21 protein-coding genes and 1 pseudogene are annotated in these 16,388 nt (G+C 66.0%); 11 read left to right on the top strand and 11 right to left on the bottom strand.

Going from position 1 to position 16,388, the window contains the following annotated elements; all coding sequences use genetic code 11:
- Positions 1-388, top strand: a 388-nt coding sequence (locus NC4_RS41995) for a hypothetical protein (protein ID WP_218021390.1), incomplete at its 5' end; no start/stop codon positions are given.
- A 519-nt stretch (positions 389-907) separates the two neighbouring features.
- Positions 908-1,882, top strand: coding sequence for a DUF1152 domain-containing protein (locus tag NC4_RS36195; RefSeq protein WP_218021389.1), 975 nt, complete (start codon positions 908-910; stop codon positions 1,880-1,882).
- A 5-nt stretch (positions 1,883-1,887) separates the two neighbouring features.
- On the opposite strand, the gene NC4_RS36190 is transcribed toward NC4_RS36195, so the two are convergent.
- Genes NC4_RS36190 through NC4_RS36170 form a run of 5 tightly spaced genes read right to left on the bottom strand, consistent with a single transcriptional unit; the run spans position 1,888 to position 5,170 of the window.
- Entirely contained in the window at positions 1,888-2,340 is a 453-nt protein-coding gene (locus tag NC4_RS36190) for a DUF350 domain-containing protein (RefSeq protein ID WP_067548261.1), read from the bottom strand.
- Between the two features lie 42 nt (positions 2,341-2,382).
- Positions 2,383-3,549, bottom strand: a complete 1,167-nt coding sequence (locus NC4_RS36185) for a glutathionylspermidine synthase family protein (RefSeq protein WP_067548258.1) — start codon at positions 3,547-3,549, stop codon at positions 2,383-2,385.
- Positions 3,549-4,400, bottom strand: a complete 852-nt coding sequence (locus NC4_RS36180) for a hypothetical protein (RefSeq protein ID WP_245722165.1) — start codon at positions 4,398-4,400, stop codon at positions 3,549-3,551. Before NC4_RS36180 ends, NC4_RS36185 begins: the two co-directional genes overlap by 1 nt.
- Positions 4,401-4,427: 27 nt before the next feature.
- Positions 4,428-4,706, bottom strand: a complete 279-nt coding sequence (locus tag NC4_RS36175; protein ID WP_067548255.1) for an acylphosphatase — start codon at positions 4,704-4,706, stop codon at positions 4,428-4,430.
- On the bottom strand, positions 4,706-5,170 hold the full coding sequence (locus tag NC4_RS36170; protein ID WP_067548264.1) for an OsmC family protein: 465 nt from the start codon (positions 5,168-5,170) through the stop codon (positions 4,706-4,708). The genes NC4_RS36175 and NC4_RS36170 overlap by 1 nt, the downstream gene beginning before the upstream one ends.
- Before the next feature lie 171 nt (positions 5,171-5,341).
- Between NC4_RS36170 and NC4_RS36165 the strand changes: the two genes are divergently transcribed.
- Positions 5,342-6,022 carry a hypothetical protein gene (locus tag NC4_RS36165; protein WP_067548251.1) on the top strand — a complete coding sequence of 227 codons (681 nt, stop codon included), beginning with the start codon at positions 5,342-5,344 and terminating at the stop codon, positions 6,020-6,022.
- Positions 6,023-6,046: 24 nt separating this feature from the next.
- Here the strand turns inward: NC4_RS36165 and NC4_RS43725 are convergent, their stop codons facing one another.
- From NC4_RS43725 to NC4_RS36155, 3 genes are all read right to left on the bottom strand, one after another.
- The gene (locus NC4_RS43725) at positions 6,047-6,184 is read right to left on the bottom strand and encodes a hypothetical protein (protein ID WP_245722168.1); all 138 of its coding nucleotides are present in this window, start codon (positions 6,182-6,184) and stop codon (positions 6,047-6,049) included.
- A gap of 41 nt (positions 6,185-6,225) precedes the next feature.
- Positions 6,226-6,606, bottom strand: coding sequence for an HAD family hydrolase (locus NC4_RS36160; protein ID WP_245722167.1), 381 nt, complete (start codon positions 6,604-6,606; stop codon positions 6,226-6,228).
- A 71-nt stretch (positions 6,607-6,677) separates the two neighbouring features.
- Positions 6,678-7,412: an HD domain-containing protein gene (locus NC4_RS36155; RefSeq protein ID WP_067548248.1), complete on the bottom strand. Its 735-nt coding sequence runs from the start codon at positions 7,410-7,412 to the stop codon at positions 6,678-6,680.
- Positions 7,413-7,500: 88 nt separating this feature from the next.
- Between NC4_RS36155 and NC4_RS36150 the strand changes: the two genes are divergently transcribed.
- The 4 genes from NC4_RS36150 (at position 7,501) to NC4_RS43710 (ending at position 10,234) form a co-directional block, all read left to right on the top strand.
- Entirely contained in the window at positions 7,501-8,661 is a 1,161-nt protein-coding gene (locus tag NC4_RS36150; protein WP_084530118.1) for a Dyp-type peroxidase, read from the top strand.
- Positions 8,658-8,813 (top strand): hypothetical protein, encoded by a 156-nt coding sequence (locus tag NC4_RS44265; protein WP_157555436.1) that lies wholly within the window; start codon positions 8,658-8,660, stop codon positions 8,811-8,813. The genes NC4_RS36150 and NC4_RS44265 overlap by 4 nt, the downstream gene beginning before the upstream one ends.
- 213 nt (positions 8,814-9,026) lie before the next feature.
- The gene (locus tag NC4_RS43715; protein ID WP_245722164.1) at positions 9,027-9,965 is read left to right on the top strand and encodes a cytochrome P450 family protein; all 939 of its coding nucleotides are present in this window, start codon (positions 9,027-9,029) and stop codon (positions 9,963-9,965) included.
- Entirely contained in the window at positions 9,929-10,234 is a 306-nt protein-coding gene (locus tag NC4_RS43710; protein ID WP_369690822.1) for a cytochrome P450, read from the top strand. Before NC4_RS43715 ends, NC4_RS43710 begins: the two co-directional genes overlap by 37 nt.
- Here the strand turns inward: NC4_RS43710 and NC4_RS36140 are convergent, their stop codons facing one another.
- The 3 genes from NC4_RS36140 to NC4_RS40805 are packed head-to-tail and all read right to left on the bottom strand — an operon-like array spanning position 10,235 to position 13,580.
- Positions 10,235-10,936 (bottom strand): response regulator, encoded by a 702-nt coding sequence (locus NC4_RS36140; protein WP_067548245.1) that lies wholly within the window; start codon positions 10,934-10,936, stop codon positions 10,235-10,237. It abuts the gene before it with no gap.
- The gene (locus NC4_RS36135; protein WP_067548243.1) at positions 10,933-13,431 is read right to left on the bottom strand and encodes an ATP-binding protein; all 2,499 of its coding nucleotides are present in this window, start codon (positions 13,429-13,431) and stop codon (positions 10,933-10,935) included. The genes NC4_RS36140 and NC4_RS36135 overlap by 4 nt, the downstream gene beginning before the upstream one ends.
- On the bottom strand, positions 13,428-13,580 hold the full coding sequence (locus NC4_RS40805; protein WP_157555435.1) for a hypothetical protein: 153 nt from the start codon (positions 13,578-13,580) through the stop codon (positions 13,428-13,430). The genes NC4_RS36135 and NC4_RS40805 overlap by 4 nt, the downstream gene beginning before the upstream one ends.
- A 300-nt stretch (positions 13,581-13,880) precedes the next feature.
- On the opposite strand from NC4_RS40805, the gene NC4_RS43705 reads away from it, so the two are divergent.
- The 4 genes and pseudogenes from NC4_RS43705 to NC4_RS39725 all read left to right on the top strand — a co-directional run.
- A complete protein-coding gene (locus NC4_RS43705) occupies positions 13,881-13,973 on the top strand; it encodes a potassium-transporting ATPase (protein ID WP_157555434.1) in 93 nt (30 codons plus the stop codon).
- The gene (gene kdpF / locus NC4_RS43700) at positions 13,970-14,056 is read left to right on the top strand and encodes a K(+)-transporting ATPase subunit F (protein WP_157555438.1); all 87 of its coding nucleotides are present in this window, start codon (positions 13,970-13,972) and stop codon (positions 14,054-14,056) included. Before NC4_RS43705 ends, kdpF begins: the two co-directional genes overlap by 4 nt.
- Positions 14,057-15,727, top strand: coding sequence for a potassium-transporting ATPase subunit KdpA (gene kdpA, locus NC4_RS36125; RefSeq protein ID WP_067548237.1), 1,671 nt, complete (start codon positions 14,057-14,059; stop codon positions 15,725-15,727).
- Between the two features lies 1 nt (position 15,728).
- Positions 15,729-16,388, top strand: a pseudogene (locus NC4_RS39725) (P-type ATPase actuator domain-containing protein); the annotation flags it as partial.

Genomic DNA, 16,388 nt, shown 5'->3' with positions numbered 1-16,388 from the left:
ACCGAATCCTGGTGTGTATCCTCACAATCCAAGCGTTTGGTCCGACCCGCTCGGCCTGGCTCCGTACAAGGTTACGATCTCGCCAATGGCTCCAGATTGGGCTACGAAGGGTGCCCATGCTCATGTTGGAAATATGGAGGTCCGCGTATTTCCTGACCATACGGGTGGTATAGGCGTAGGTCCTATCCGTTTGACACATGGCGTGCCGAATGATACTCAGATGCAGCAGGTCCTGGATGCGCTTCGCTCCAATCCGGATCTGCGTGCCGACCTGATAGCGAAATCGCGCGCTGCCGTCGACGAGATGAACTCGCACGGTTGGGGAAACTCTAAGAATCGAGCTCTTGAACTACACTTGCTCATCAAGGCACTCGAGAAGATGGAGTAGGCAGTCGTGCCCCTTACATATATGGACTTTCTAGCGGACGTCGCGGTCGAAGGGTCTGTCTTTGGTGTGCGCCCCGGGGTGAGCCTGGCGGAGGTCGAGTGTGCGTTGGGTGATACTGGATATGTTGACGAGAGTGACAAGCGACGGAGATCGTTACGACGGGACTATGGTCTCATCGAGCTCGGCTTGAGTCGTGAGAAAGGTGGTGAATGGTCGAGCGTCAGCGCGATTGTCCAGACCCACCGCCTATTTCATGGAGCTGCTATTCCCGAGAAGGTATCTGAGCGGTATGGAAGTTTTCCAAGTTCCGTTCCGTTTGGCTCTCTCAGCGAAGCAATCTTTTCTCGTGGAGTGCGGGTTGCGGCGGTCGATACAAGTTCCTCTCTGGGCTATCGATATTTTTCTGCCGGGTCAGCAACGAGTCGAATTATTGTTTCCACCGACGTGTCAGAGGGCGAGCTGCCTGCCGGCAGTGTTTGGTCTATCGCTGCGTGGTGGTGACAGAAGGTTGATGTCTCATTGATTTCTTGGCCGGATCGCAATCTGTTCGACACGCAGGCGTTGGGTCGACTGGGCAGTTCCCGACGAGTTCTGATAGCGGGCGCAGGCGGCGGGTTCGATTTGCTCAGCGGGCTGCCTATCGCCTTCGAGCTGCGCGGGCGTGGGAAGACGGTGTTTCTTGCCAATCTGACGTTCACCGCGGTGTCTCGTACAGCGGCAAAGTTGTTGGCGCCGGGGCTGTTCGAGGTTTGCGCGGATACTGATGGACCTCAGGGTTACTTCCCGGAGCGGCATCTTGCGGCGTGCTTGAGGGGGCAGGGGTATCCGAATCGTGTGTTCATGATTCGTAAGGGTGGGGTCGCTGATGTCAGGGCGGCGTATGCGTGGTTGGCGCGGGAGTTGCGGATAGACGCACTGGTTTTGGTTGATGGGGGGACGGATCTGCTTATGACGGGGGATGAGGCGGGGCTTGGTACTCCGGTGGAGGATGTGACCAGTTTGCTGGCGGCGCGGTCGCTCGACCTGCCGGTGAAGCTGGCGGTTTGTGTGGGGTTTGGGATTGATGCTCATCATGGGGTTTGTCATGCGCATTTTTTGGAGAATGTTGCTGCGCTTGCCAAACTTGGTGCATACCTTGGGGTTTTCGCGCTGATTCCGGGTGTGCCCGCTGTTGATGCGTGGCTCGATGCCGTGTCCTGGGTGCAGCGGCATACGCCTGGACGGGAGAGCATTGTGTGTGCGTCGATCACCGACGCTGCGCGGGGTGAGTTCGGGGACTATCACTCGCTTGCGCGTACGCGCGACAAGGGAGCTGAGCTGTTCATTAATCCGTTGATGTCGATGGTGTGGGGGTTCGAGCTCGATGCTGTGGCGGATCAGGTGAAGTACCGTACGGACATTGAGCAGGCTGCGACACCGTTCGAAGTTGCTGCGGCTATCGAGGCGTTTCGGGATCGAACGGTGTTGCGGCCGTGGCGGGCGATTCCAGGGTGAGGGGGTTAGAGGATGGCGACTGCTACTACCAGGCCGAGGGCGAAGTGGGCGGCGGAGACGACTAGGGCTTCGGCGGCGAAGGTGGGGCTGTGGAGGACGGCGCCTATGTTGATGCCTAGGACTCGTTCGAGGATTCGGACGGAGATTACTTGGACGAGGATGCCTACTGCGCCGAAGATGAGGGAGCGGATCAGGCCGCCGAGGAGGTCGCCGCCGGAGGCGTAGATGGCTAGGACGACTATGAAGGCCATGCTGAGCATGCCTGCGGCGCTTACGGTTACGGCGTTGGGGAGGCCTTGGGCTACCAGGTTGCGGAGTTTGCCGGGGGTGGTGAGGTCTACGGCGAAGAAGCCTGCTAGGACGAGGACGAGGCCTACCAGGGCGTAGAGGAGGATGGCGCCTACGCCTTCGCCGAGGGAGCTCCAGTAGCCCTCTTCCAGTGCGAGAGTGGTCGTCATCTGAGGATCCTCCGGGGGTGGGGGTGGGTCTGGGGGAGTATGTCAGGATTCGGGGATGCGGTGGGGGATGAAGGCGGCACCGTCGTCGGTGATCAAGCCTGCGGTTTCGCGGATGCCTAGACCGGCGGCGGTGTCGCCTACCATCCAGGCGCCCAGGACGGGGCGCATGCCGTCGAATTCCGGGAGGGGGTCCAGCAGTTGGTAGACGAAACCTTCGGCGCCGTAGACGCCGCCGGTGGCGGTTTCCATGCCCGCGCCGACGATGGTCATGTTCGCGCCCTCGCGGCCGAGCTTCGGCTTGCGGATGTACTCGGTCAGCTCGTGCGGGTCGTCCAGGTAGGCGGGTAGCAGGTTGGGGTGGCCGGGGTACATCTCCCAGAGGACCGCCAGGAGTGCCTTGTTGGAGAGCATTGTCTTCCACAGCGGCTCCACCCACATGGTGGCGGGCAGGGATTGGACTACGCGCTGGCCGAATTGGTCGTCGAGGACCCATTCCCAGGGGTAGAGCTTGAAGATGGATTCGATGGGGGCTTCGGCGAGGTCGACGAAACGCTCCAGTTCCGTGTCGAATCCGACTTCCTCGATGGGGAGGGCGACGGTGTCGAAGTCCGCTTCGGCGGCCGTTTCCTGCATGTAGGCGGTGGTGACGTTGTCCTCGCCGGTGGCATCGGCTCCCGACCAGGTGAAGTGCAGGTCGGTCTTGGGGAGGACGTCGCGCAGCTCGGTCCAGCGTTCGACGAGCTTCTCGTGCAAGGAATTCCACTGGTCGTCACCGGGGTGGGTGTCGGTGAGCCAGTGCCACTGGACGATCGCGGCCTCCAGCAGCGATGTCGGCGTATCGGCGTTGTATTCCAGCAGTTTCGCCGGGCCGCGGCCGTCGTAGCGGAGGTCGAAGCGGCCGTAGACGTAGGGGTCGTTGCGTTTCCAGGAGTTGGCGATGGGTTCCCAACTCCATTGCGGGAGACCGAAATCGGCGAAACGTTCGGTGAGGATGATGTGCTCGACGGCGTGCATGCACATGGTGTGCAGGACTTCGACCTGAGCTTCCAAGGCCAGGATTTCGTCCATGTCGAACTCGTAGTGCACGGATTCGTCCCAGTACGGCCGCGGCTGGCCGCTGGCGTCGCGACCGGGTTTGCCGAAGACCAGGCCCTGACTCTCGACGATCTGCTGCCAGCCCGCGCGCGGAGTGCTGCGCACACGCCGCATTACGAGCCTCCTCCGCCGAGCTTCGCGCCCAGACCGCCGCGCTGAATCGTGGTGCCGGTCTTGGTTTTGATGGACGCGCCCTTCGGCGCCACCGTGGTGCCGCCGGTCGCGGTCTGGCCGATGGTGTTCGCGCCACCGTAGTAGTAGCGGTACTGCAGCCCGTTCAGAATGAAGATGCCGCCGATCCCGCCGCCGCTGGAGCGTGAGCCGTCGGCGCAGTAGTTATCGGGGACGACGATCTCTTGATTGTCCTGGGTGGCCGTGATCGTCTTCCCATTGCCGAGGCTGACTTCCTGGCCCTTCTTGGCGATGATCGTGCAGTACGCCGTCACCTCGGGCGACTTGATCGCGCTGTAGGCCAGATAGCCGCCGCCCACCAGCGCCGCGACACCGACAACGGCGGCGCCGCCGACCATGAGCCGTTTGCGCGACTTCCGTTTGGCCGCATCGGCTTCCGCCTCGACCCGCGCCTTCTCCTCGGCCAGATACCGCGCCTTCGCCCGCGCCCGCGCCTCGGCCACGGTCGGCACGCGCGCCGCGGTGACGCCGGGCTCCTGCTGGATGATGCTGCCCCGCCGCTTCTTCGGCGGCGCGGGGAAAGCAGACGGAGTGGGTTCGACCGGTGGCATCGGCATCTGGAACGCCGGTGGTGTGGCTGGCGGAGCGGCCGGAGGGCCCGCGAACGGCGTGGTCGGACCCGTGGCCGGAGGCGCGGGTTGGCCTAGCGGCGGATGTGCGCCCTGGGCCGGTTCATTGGTGTGCGCGCCGAAATGGCCGCCGGGCGCCACATTGTCGGGTTCGCCGGACTGGTCGTTCGGGTCTTGCGGAGTGCCGCGATGTTCATCGGCCAACGATCGACTCCTCGAACTCCCCGCGCACTAGCGCTCCTCGAACCCGGTCATACCACCTTGGGTGGCGCCCCAGTCTTCCACAACAAGATCCACCCGACCAGGCGTATCGCCGGATCGCAGCAGTGTCAGCAGCGTGTCGCACTTGTCGCGCGGACCTTCGGCGACCACGTGCACCCGGCCGTCGCGGTGGTTGCGGGCATAGCCGGTCAGGCCCAACTCGAGCGCCCGGGACCGCGTCCACCAGCGAAAGCCGACACCTTGGACATAGCCGTGCACCCAGGCGCTGAGCCGGACCGGATCGGACATCACTCGTCGATTTTGAAGGTCAGGTTGACCGTCGTGCCCGCCTTGAGCGTGCGGCCCACGGTGCAGACCTTGTCGACGGCCCGCTGCGCCGCGACGAGCAGTCGCTGCCGGGATTCCTCGTCCAGCTCGCTGAGGTCGAGTTCGAAGGATTCGGTGAGCTCCGGGTAGGTCTCGTTCTCGCGATCGGCATCGCCGGAGACCCGCACGGTCGCGTCGAAGCTCTCGCCCAGTCGCCGCGACAGCGTGAAATCGGCGCTCAGCCCGGTGCATCCGGCCAGCGCGATCTTCAGCAGCTCACCCGGCGTGAACGCGCCCGGTACGCCCGCGGACGCGATGAGCACCTCGCCGCCGCGGTTGTTGCGGCCCGTGTAGGCGAGGGTTCCGGTGCGCTCGGCCCACAGCTCCACGGGTTCGGTGGACTGCGCGGCAGCGGCCTGCTGCGGTGCGGCGGTCTGTTCAGCCATGATCACGATCCTCCCATTCGCTCGCGCCACGCGGCACGAGACCCATCCGGACTGCGGAACACGGAGCCGGTCAGCCGAATTCCGCAGTGACCTGGGCCACGGCGGGCGGCGACCGGACACGCGAGTTCGTGCTGCACGGGTTCCCGCGCGCGGACCTCGAGGATGGTCTGCATGGGCGACAGCGAGGATGCGGAATTCTGGGGGCAGATGACGCCGGACGAGCGCGCCGGATGGGTACGCCAGGAGCGGTTGATGTACGGCGGCCTGATAGCCATCGGAACGGTCATCATCCAGCCGTTCCTCACCTCCGGCTCCCTGGATCTCACCGCCATGATCGCGGTCGTCGCCTTCGCCGTCGCCCTGCCGCACCTGGGCGTGATGGTGCTGATCGAGGACTGGACCATGCCGGACATCTACCCGAAGCTGCGGTTCATGCAGCAGGCCGCCAAATCCCTGGCCCTCGGCGGCTCCACCCTCGGTGTGGTGGCCGCCTTCTGGCACATCTCGTGGATCGCGGGCCTGGTCATGCTGATCAGCGGTATCGGTGCGGGCGGCGCGCTCACGGCCTATCAGACCAGGGTCATGATGTCGGAACAGACTCGGCGGGAAACCGAGCTGGCCCGGCAGCAGGAGATCGACAAGGCCCGCGCGGCGGCCGACCGCATTCGGCGGCAATACCCGGACGGCAAGCAGAGGCCCGGCAGTCGAAGGCGCTCGACACAGAAAGCCGACCTCGGCCGCATGCGGCAAAGCGACCCCGACCCCGCAACGCAGAGCGACGCGGGGCACGCGGCCGAACGCGACGCCGGGCCCAAAGAGCAAGGCGATGGCGGGGACTTACCGCAGGTGTGACCCGGCGGCCAGTCCCCCGGCCGGTCAGTCGAGTGCGGCGGTGACCCGAGCGACGATCTCGGGCGTGAGGGCCTGCAAACCATCGGAATCGACGAATGCCGCCAGGGCGAGTGCGTCGGCGGCGGGTGGATAGCGGGGATGGGGGACGGCGATCACCGTCATGCCCGCGGCGTGGGCAGAGCGCAGACCGTTGCTCGAATCCTCTATGGCGATACACTGTTCCGGTGGGACGCCCAGTAGGGCCGCTGCGGCGAGGAGCTGGCCAGCCCGAGGGGATACGCCTCGGCGAACAGCCGGATCGCCTCCACCGCACCGGGCATGAGCGGCAGCCGCTCGGCGTAACAGGCACTCATGCGGGAGATGACGTCGTCGGCCACTTCCTCCGGCGTGCGCCGCCCGTCGAGCAGATCGACGCTGAGGTATTCCGCCCACTCGGCGGTGCTCATCCCCATGAGCCGATCCTGGGTGTCGGGCAGCCATTTGCCCTGCATCTCGTCGATGTAGCCGCGCCGCACCTCCTCCCAGATCGGCTCGGTGTCGATGAGCACGCCGTCCATGTCGAACACGATTGCCGCAACAGACATGGCCCCATCGTCCCGGTGTGCGCACCCCCGCGCGCCACCGGGTCGCGGGATCCGCGTCCGGACGCTGGTGGTCAGTCCTGCCAGCCGCTGGAATCCAGGATCATGTCCCAGGTGAGCTGAGGGACCTCGGGGTGGCGAAGCCGCATGATCTCCCCCGGCAAGGTGCCCGGCGGCGCCTTGCGGGGATCGGCGACCGCCTGTCGTTCGATCGAGGTGGTGAGGGCGCGGGTGCCGCCGAGGCGGGGGTAGGCGGCGTGCACGCTGTCGGCGTACCCGGGCGGCAGATCGGCGGGGCCGCCGCCGACGTCGATTCCGATGCCCGTTACCGCGATCCAGATCTCGGCGGGCCGTCGCCGCTGATAGGCGGGGGAGTCGGAGAAGCCGGACGTGTGCATGGGGACCGCATCCCAGACGATGTCGACCCGCTCATCGGTGACGCCATTGGCCTCGAGAAACTGTGCCGCGTAGTCCGCGCCGTCCATTTCGAATCGCTGTGTGCCATTGGCGCGTTCGGCCAACCCGATATCGTGCAGCGCGCAAATCAGGTACATCGTCTCGTCGTTGTAGTCCGCACCCGGACGCAACCCGCGCGCCTCGGCGAGGGCGCGGCCGAACAGATAGCCGCGAATGCTGTGATTGCGCAGATGCGGTTCCAGCGCCTCGGTGATGAGCCGAGTGGTTTCCTGCGCGAGTGGCGTGGACGGTAGCGCGAGCGGATCGCTCTCCGTTGCCGCGCGTGAATAGGTCAGTGCCAGAGCGGTTCCGGCGATTCCCGCGCTCAGGGCGGTGCGACGTGACAAAGACAAGGCAACCTCCAACCTTCAGTGTGGTTGAAGCTTAGCTCGAGCTTCAGTGGTATTGAAGGTTGTGGATATCACAGCTACTCTCACCCCCATGAGCGAGACTACTACTGCGAGTAGTAATTCCGGTTTCCCGGTGTCCCGGCGCGTACTGTTCGGTTCTGCGCTCATGGCCGCCGGAGCCGCGACGGCGGGTGTGGTCGCCGGGCGGGTGACCGCGCCGGGAGAGGCGCACCACGGCAGCCGGATCGAGCCGTTCCACGGACGGCATCAAGCCGGAATCGACACGACGGCCCAGGCACACGCGATCTTCCTGTCCTGCGATGTCACGAAGCCCGACAGTGGCGTCCTGCGCGAGTTGCTGGCCGGATGGACGGAGACCGCGGCCGCTCTGACCGCAGGCGAGCGGGTACCCGACAAAGCCGACACCGCCGCGGGATTCAGCAATCACACCGATTTCGCCAGCGACCTCGATCCCGCCCGCCTGACGGTGACCTTCGGCCTGGGCACGGCGCTGTTCGACGAACGATTCGGCCTGGCCGACCGCCGACCGCAGCACTTGCAGCCGCTACCCGAATTCCCCCGGGACGCACTGAATTCTGCCTGGTCCGGCGGCGACGTCATGGTGCAGATCTGCGCCGACGACGCCCAGATCGTGAGCCATGCCTTCCGCGCGCTGCGGGCCCGCATGCCCGGTCTGGCCCGCATGCGCTGGACCCAGCACGGCTTCCTGAGTCGCCCCGCCGACGGCGGCACGCCGCGAAACATGTTAGGCCACAAGGACGGCACCGCCAATGCCCGCCCCGGCACCCGGGAGTTCGACGATACCGTCTGGGCGACCGCCGCCACCGAACCCGAATGGTTCCGCGGCGGAACCTATCTCGTCTTCCGCAAGATCCGCATGAGGACCGCCGACTGGGACATGCTCCCGCTGGCCGAACAGAACCGCATCATCGGCCGCCGCCGCGGTGACGGCGCACCCCTGCACGGCGCCGATGAATTCGACCGGGTGGACCTGGAGGCCCGCGGCGCCGACGGCGAACTCGCCATCGCCCCCGCCGCCCACATCCGCCTGGTGAACGGCATCCCCATGTTCCGCCGCGGCTACAACTACGACTACGGCACCCTCCTCTCGACCGCGACCACCGTCACCGAAGCCGTGGCCCCCACGACCACCCCGCGGGCACCGACCCCAATCACACCCACGGCGGCCACAATTCCCTCGACGCGGGCCTGCTCTTCGCCGCCTACATGAACAACCCGCCCGAACAATTCATCCGCGCCCAGCACGCCCTGTCCGGAGCCGACCTGCTCAACGGCGTCACCGAACACACCGGCAGCGCCTTCTTCGCCATCCCGCCGGGCATCGCGCCGGGGGAATCCGTGGCGGCCGGACTCGGGTTGTAGCGACGACACGCGCGGCGGTCGGGCGGGTGCATGATCGCGGCGGCGCTGAATGCCATTCCGGCCGCCGTGGCCGCGGGTCGGGTGCCGTGCGATCCGGCCGCGTGAGCCGTCCACTGAGCGGGATCGCCGTGGTGAATGCCCGCGCCGGCGGCGGGGGATGACTAGCGTCCGAGTCGAAAGACCGGAACTCGCAAGTGAATACCGAGGTGGGCCGTGAGCGCGGTCATGGATATCTACGATCCCGAGCTCTATGTGGCCGGGCCGATTCACGAGATCTTCGCCGAACTGCGGCGGACCCGGCCGGTGTACTGGCAGGACATGCCCGGCGAGCCCGGCTACTGGGCGATTCTCAAGCATGCGGATGTCGCGCACGTGGCCCGCAATCCCGACCTGTTCTCGGCCGAGCGCGAGGGCGTGATCCTGGAGAATCAGCCGCCCGAACGCCTCGAGATGACCCGCAACATGTTGCTCATGATGGATCCGCCGCGGCACACCGAATACCGGAAACCCTTGGCGGAGCACTTCAAAGCGCGGGTGGTCGGCGAGATGGAGGACCGGGTCCGAGAGCTCACCCGCCAACTCCTCGACAGTGTGGACGTCGAGGTCGAATTCGTGCACGACGTCGCCGGTGTGCTGCCCAGCCAGGTGGTCGGCGGCCTGTTCGGCATCCCCGCCGCCGACTGGCCTGACCTGCGCCGGTGGGCCGAACAGTCCACCAGCCAACAGGATCCGGACCCGATCGGCGATTTCGACGCCACCGCCGAAGTCACCAAAATGGCCGTCTACGCCATCCAGTTCGCCATGCGACGCCGCACCGAGCAGCCCCGACCTGATCTCACCTCGTTGATCCTGGCCGGTGGGTTCGGCGGAAAAGCCATGTCCGACATCGAATTCGGCAGCTTCTTCACCCAGCTGGTGACGGCGGGCAACGACACGACCAAGACCATGCTCTCCTCGGGCCTGCAACTCCTCCTGGACCATCCGGACCAATTGCGTGCGCTGCGCGCCGACCCGTCCCTGATTCCCGGTGCGGTGGAAGAAATCCTGCGCTACGCCAACCCACTGCACTACTTCCGCCGCACCGCCACCGCCGCACCGCCACCGTCGACACCGAAATCCGCGGCGTCCCCATCAAGGCCGGTGACAAGGTAGCCATGTGGTACACCTCCGCCAACCGCGACGAGGACGTCTTCACCACTCCCCAGCACTTCGACATCCGCCGAAACCCCAACCCGCACTTGTCCTTCGGCCTCGCCCAGCACTACTGCCTGGGCGTCCACCTGGCCCGCCTGGAGGGGCGGGTGTTCTTCGAGGAACTCCTCGCCCGCTTCCCGGACATCGAGCGCACAGGTCCGGCCCGCCGCATCCGCTCCAACCTCAACAATGGCCTGAAGTCGTTGCCGCTCCGCCTGACCCGCTGATCAGACCTGGAACCGGTACCCCATGCCCGCCTCGGTCAGCAGGTGCTTGGGCTGTGACGGATCGTCCTCGAGTTTGCGGCGCAGCTGCGCGAGATACACACGCAGATAGTGGGTTTCGGTGGCATACGCCGGACCCCACACCTCGCGCAGCAATTCCCGGCGGCCGACCAGCTTGCCCTGATTGCGCACCAGCATCTCGAGCACACCCCATTCGGTGGGGGGCAGGTGCACGTCCTTACCGTGCCGGATGACCTTCTTCGCCGACAGATCCACGGTGAAGGACGAGGTTTCGACAATAGGCTCCGGCGCGTCGGCGGTGGCCGCCGAGCGTCGTACCGCGGCGTGCAGCCGGGCCAGCAGTTCGTCCATGCCGAAGGGTTTGGTGATGTAGTCGTCCACCCCCGCGTCCAGGGCCTCCACCTTGTCCGAGGAGTCGGTGCGCGCCGACAGCACGATCACGGGCACGGTGGACCAGCCGCGCAATCCGGCCAGCACTTCGATGCCGTCCATATCCGGCAGGCCGAGGTCCAGGATGACGACCTCGGGGTGTTTCTCCGCCGCCGCGCGCAGGGCCGCGGCCCCGGTGGCCGCGGTCGTCACCTCGTATCCGCGCACCGACAGATTGATGCGCAATGCGCGCAGAATCTGTGGTTCGTCGTCGACCACAAGAACTTTGGTCGGCGTCGGAGCCGTGCTGGTCACCCGTTCTCCTGTTCATCGCTGGCTTGTAGATCGATCACCATTGTCAACCCTCCGCCCGGGGTCGGCTCCGCGTGCACGGTGCCGCCCATGGCTTCCACGAAACCTCGGACCACCGACAGGCCGAGACCCACGCCGGTGGAATTGTCGCGATCGCCGAGCCGCTGGAAGGGTTCGAAGAGCTGGTCTTCCAAACCCGTCGGCACGCCGGGACCGGCGTCGACCACGGTGACGGCCACCCGTTTCCCGGTGCGCTCCGCGGTCACCCGGACGGGAGTGCCGTGCGGAGAGTAGCGAATCGCATTATCGATCAGATTGGCCAGGACACGCTCGAGCAGACCCTGATCGGCGTGTACCGATACCGTACCCACTTCCACCTTCACCCGGTCCATGGCGGTACGCCGCAGTCCTCGGGTGCCCATGCCCATGAGCGCGCGGTGCACCACCTCGTCGAGATAGACCCGCCGCATCTGGGGCTGCACCACCCCCACCATCAAGCGGGAGGAATCGAGCAGATTGCCGACCAGCGCGGTCAGCTGATCCACGGATTCCTCGATGGTCTCCAGCAATTCGGCGGTGTCCTCGGGCGAGAACTCCACATCGTCGCTGCGCAGGCTGGACACCGCCGCCTTGGCTCCGGCCAGCGGCGTCCGCAGATCGTGACTGACCGCCGACAGCAGCGCCCGGCGCAGTTTGTCGGCCTCCATGACCGCCTGCGCGGCCCCGGCCTCCTCACGCAACTGCCGCTGATGCACCAGTCCCGCAGCCTGATTGGCCACCGCGCCCAGCACGACCCGGTCCCCGGCCGACAGCGCCCGCCCGGACAGCAGCAGCCAGTGCATATCCTCACCGGCCTCCAGCGCGGTCTCGGCGGCGGCCACATCGGTCGGCGGATTCTCACCCACCGAGGCGATGACCCCGTCGTCGTCCACCAGACTGACCGCGTCCTGCCCGTAGGTCTCTCTCGCGCGCTCCAGCAGGTCCTGCAGATTCGCGCCGTGCAGCACCGCGCCCGCGAACAGCGTCAGCAATTCGGCCTGTCGAGAAGCCTTGCGCGCCTCCCGCGTTCGCTTCGAGGCCACATCCACCAGCGCCGCCACCGCGACCGCCACCACCAGCAGCACCACAATGGTGAGGAAATTGTCCAGCTCCGCCACGGTGAGGCTGTAGCGCGGCTCGGTGAGGAACCAGTTGAGCAGCACCCCCGATAACAGCGCCGACAGCGCCGCCGGAGCCACGCCGCCGAACAGCGCCACCACGATGACGCCGATGAAGAACAGCGCGCTCTCCCCGCCGAGCTCCAGCCAGCGGTCCAGCCACAGGACCGTCACCAGGCAGATCAGTGAGGGCACCACCAGCGCGGCGAGCCACGACCGTAACTGTTGCTCGCGCGGCGTGAGCGAACGCCAGCGGAATCCGGGATTGGACTCTTCATGGGTCACCATGTGCACGTCGATCTTCCCCGACTCCTGCACTACGGTCGCCCCGATGCCCTCGTCGAGCATGCGCGCCCAACGGGAGCGTCGCGAGGTGCCGAGCACCAACTGGGTTGCGTTCGCTTGCCGGGCGAAGTCCAGCAAGGTGGTAGGTACGTCCTCGCCCGTGACGGTGTGCAGGCTGGCATCCAGACTGGTCGCCAGATCGCGCAGCCGGTTGAGTCGCTGCGTGGAGACCCCGGCCAGCCCGTCCCCGCGCACCACGTGCACCAGCACCAGTTCGGCGCTGGACTTGGCGGCGATGCGGCTGGCGCGCCGCACGATGGTCTCCGATTCCGGGCCGCCGGTCACCGCCACCACGACCCGCTCGCGGGCCTCCCAGGTGTCGGTGATCTTATGGTCTTCCCGGTACTTGGCCAGCGCCGCATCCACCTGGTCGGCCAGCCACAACAGCGCCAATTCGCGTAGCGCCGTGAGGTTTCCGGGCCGGAAGTAGTTGCGCAGCGCCGCATCCACCTTCTCGGCGGCATAGACATTGCCGTGGGACATCCTGCGGCGTAAGGCTTCCGGCGTGATGTCGACCAGCTCCACCTGATCCGCGCCGCGCACCACCCAGTCGGGCACGGTCTCGCGCTGCACCACACCGGTGATCTGCTGCACGACGTCGTTGAGGCTCTCCAGGTGCTGCACATTGACCGTGGAGATCACATCGATCCCCGCGTCGAGCAGCTCGTGCACGTCCTGCCAGCGCTTCTCGTGCTTACTGCCCGGAACATTGGTGTGGGCGAGCTCGTCGACCATCACCACCGCGGGCATGCGCCGCAGTACCGCCTCGACATCGAGTTCGGGCAGGGTCGCACCGCGATATTCGACCTGTTTGAGCGGAATGCGCTCGATGCCTTCCAGCAACTCCGCCGTCTTGGAGCGTCCGTGCGTCTCCACCACCGCGGCCACCACATCACGGCCGCGTTCCAGCCGCCGGTGTGCTTCCGACAGCATGGCGTAGGTTTTGCCGACGCCGGGGGCCGCGCCCAGGTAGATGCGTAGTTGTCCGCGTTTCACTCGCTAATCATCGCGCGCCCGGCGCGGAGTTCCGCCCGGGGAGCACGGATCGCGTCGTGGCGCGCTTCGGCGGCGGCCAGCGCCCGCAGGCACAGGCATGCGGCGAGGAAGCCGAGGATCACCATCAGGGTGACGGCGAGATCCGGCACGGTCGTCTCCTTACACATCAATGGGCCGTGTGCTCGGCCGTGTGCTTGCAGGGGGACTCGGCCGAGCCTCACCTGTCTACTCTCGTCAACCGAATAATGCCTGTCCCTGACGCTATCTTTACGGTCTCACCACCGATGTTGACGACATGGGCGCGACACTCCGGGAAATCCTGTAAGTGGGGCGTCAAGGCGGGCCTTTGAGACGCTAAGAACCCGTAAAGGTCCTCGATTTCCGCCCGTTTTAACGCTTGACTCGCTCCGGCGTACCTCGGGGTACGTCCGAAAGAGAGGTTTCAACTGATGTCCATCGTGGTGTTCACGGTGCTGACGGTGGCGCTGTTCGCCCTGTTCGCCCTGCTCGGCCTGATCCAACGCGGGGTGGAACGGCTGTGACTCAGAACATCATCGGTCTGGTCCTGGCTGTTGGCGTCGCTCTGTACATGGTCGCGGCGCTGCTGTTTCCGGAGAGGTTCTAAGTGAGCACGACTACCGCGGGGATCGTCTTCGTCGCATCCCTGATCATCGCGCTGGCGCTGGTGCACATCCCGTTCGGGGATTACATCGCTCGCGTGTACAAGGCCGAGAAGCATTCGCGCGCCGAGAAGTTCATCTACAAGGTCATCGGCGTGCAGCCGGGCGTGGAGATGACGTGGGCGGTCTACGCCCGCAGCGTGCTGGCCTTCTCGGCGGTGAGCATCCTGTTCCTCTTCTTCTTCCAGCTGCTGCAGGGCAAGCTGCCGCTGCACCTGAACGACCCGGCGACCGAGATGACCCCGGCGCTGGCCTGGAACACGGCCGTCAGCTTCGTCACCAATACCAACTGGCAGAACTACTCCGGTGAATCCACCATGGGGCACCTGGTGCAGATGGCCGGTCTGGCGGTGCAGAACTTCGTCTCGGCCTCGGTCGGCATCGCCGTCGTGATCGCGCTGGTGCGCGGCTTCGCCCGCAAGCACACCGCCGATCTCGGCAACTTCTGGGTGGATCTGGTGAGGGGAACCATCCGGATTCTGCTGCCGATCGCATTCATCGCCGCGATCGTGCTGGTCGCCGGTGGCGCGGTGCAGAATTTCGTGCTGAACGATCAGACGATCGACACCGTCGCCGGTGCGACCCAGACCCTGCCGGGCGGTCCGGTCGCGAGCCAGGAAGTCATCAAGGAGCTGGGCACCAACGGTGGCGGTTTCTACAACGTGAACTCCGCGCACCCGTTCGAGAACCCGACCACCTGGACCAACTGGTTCGAGATCTTCCTGATCCTGGTCATCCCGTTCTCCCTGCCGCGCGGCTTCGGCCGACTGGTGGGCAGCACCAAGCAGGGCTATGCCATTACCGCGGTGATGGGCGTCATCGCCCTGCTGTCGATCGGGCTGACCAACCTGTTCCAGCTGCAGCACCACGGCACCATTCCGACCGCCATCGGCGCGTCCATGGAGGGCGTGGAAACCCGCTTCGGCGTGTCCAACTCGGCGACCTTCGCCGCGGCGACCACGCTGACCTCGACCGGTGCGGTGGACTCTTTCCACGATTCGTACTCCAGCCTCGGCGGACTCATGCTGCTGTTCAATATGCAGCTCGGCGAGGTCGCGCCCGGCGGCGTCGGCGCGGGTCTGTACGGCATGCTGATCCTCGCCGTGATCACGGTCTTCGTGGCGGGCCTGATGGTCGGCCGCACCCCGGAATACCTGGGCAAGAAGATCACCCCGCGCGAGATCAAGCTGGCCGCGACCTATTTCCTGGTCAGCCCGCTCATCGTACTGGTCGGCACCGCCATCGCCATGGCCATGCCCGGACAGCGCGGCGGCATGCTCAACAGCGGACCGCACGGATTGTCGGAAGTGCTGTACGCCTTCACCTCCGCGGCCAACAACAACGGTTCGGCCTTCGCCGGTCTCACCGGCAATACCGAGTGGTACAACACCGCCCTCGGCCTGGCCATGCTGTTCGGCCGCTTCCTGCCGATCATCTTCGTGCTCGCGCTGGCCGGATCGCTGGCCCAGCAGGGGCATACGCCGGAATCGGTCGGCACGCTGCCGACGCACCGGCCGCAGTTCATCGGCATGGTCGTCGGAACGACCTTCATCCTGGTCGCCCTGACCTTCCTGCCCGCGCTGGCGCTCGGGCCGCTTGCTGAAGGAATCCACTGAAATGTCTGCCCCCACTGTTGAAATCGAGAAGCCCCAGGAGGCTTCCGTGCACACGGGCGGCCGGGTCTCCAGCGGAATTTTCAATCCGCAGCAGCTCATGAAGTCGTTGCCGGACGCCTTCAAGAAGCTGGACCCGCGCACCCTGTGGCGCAATCCCGTCATGCTGATCGTCGAGCTGGGTGCCGTCTGGTCGACCATCCTGGCGATCGTGGACCCGAGCTTCTTCGGCTGGGCCATCGTCGTGTGGCTCTGGGCCACCGTGCTTTTCGCCAACCTGGCCGAGGCCGTCGCCGAGGGCCGCGGCAAGGCGCAGGCCGACACCCTGCGGAAAGCCAAGACCGACACCGTCGCTCGCAAACTGGTGAACTGGTCGCCCGGCGCGCGCATCATCGAGGAGAAGTGCCCCGCCCCGAGCTGCAGCGCGGCGACCACGTCGTCGTCGAGGCCGGACAGGTCATCCCGGGCGACGGCGATGTCGTGGAAGGCATTGCGTCGGTGGACGAATCGGCCATCACGGGTGAATCCGCCCCCGTCATCCGCGAATCCGGCGGCGACCGTTCCGCCGTCACCGGCGGCACCACGGTGCTCTCCGACCGGATCGTCGTGCAGATCACCCAGGAGCCGGGCGGCTTGTTCATCGACAAGATGATCGCGCTCGTCG

It is taken from the genome of Nocardia crassostreae (genome assembly GCF_001613405.1).
GTDB classification, from domain to species: Bacteria; Actinomycetota; Actinomycetes; order Mycobacteriales; family Mycobacteriaceae; genus Nocardia; species Nocardia crassostreae.
This window is presented reverse-complemented; position numbering and strand designations above follow the sequence as displayed.

Excerpts from the sequence above, each read along its gene's own strand:
- NC4_RS36190 (WP_067548261.1), bottom strand. The coding sequence starts at position 2,340 with ATGACGACCACTCTCGCACTGGAAGAGGGCTACTGGAGCTCCCTCGGC.
- NC4_RS36185 (WP_067548258.1), bottom strand. The coding sequence starts at position 3,549 with ATGCGGCGTGTGCGCAGCACTCCGCGCGCGGGCTGGCAGCAGATCGTC.
- NC4_RS36175 (WP_067548255.1), bottom strand. The coding sequence starts at position 4,706 with ATGTCCGATCCGGTCCGGCTCAGCGCCTGGGTGCACGGCTATGTCCAA.
- NC4_RS36170 (WP_067548264.1), bottom strand. The coding sequence starts at position 5,170 with ATGGCTGAACAGACCGCCGCACCGCAGCAGGCCGCTGCCGCGCAGTCC.
- NC4_RS36165 (WP_067548251.1), top strand. The coding sequence starts at position 5,342 with ATGGGCGACAGCGAGGATGCGGAATTCTGGGGGCAGATGACGCCGGAC.
- NC4_RS43725 (WP_245722168.1), bottom strand. The coding sequence starts at position 6,184 with ATGACGGTGATCGCCGTCCCCCATCCCCGCTATCCACCCGCCGCCGAC.
- NC4_RS36160 (WP_245722167.1), bottom strand. The coding sequence starts at position 6,606 with ATGTCTGTTGCGGCAATCGTGTTCGACATGGACGGCGTGCTCATCGAC.
- NC4_RS36150 (WP_084530118.1), top strand. The coding sequence starts at position 7,501 with ATGAGCGAGACTACTACTGCGAGTAGTAATTCCGGTTTCCCGGTGTCC.
- NC4_RS44265 (WP_157555436.1), top strand. The coding sequence starts at position 8,658 with ATGAACAACCCGCCCGAACAATTCATCCGCGCCCAGCACGCCCTGTCC.
- NC4_RS43705 (WP_157555434.1), top strand. The coding sequence starts at position 13,881 with ATGTCCATCGTGGTGTTCACGGTGCTGACGGTGGCGCTGTTCGCCCTG.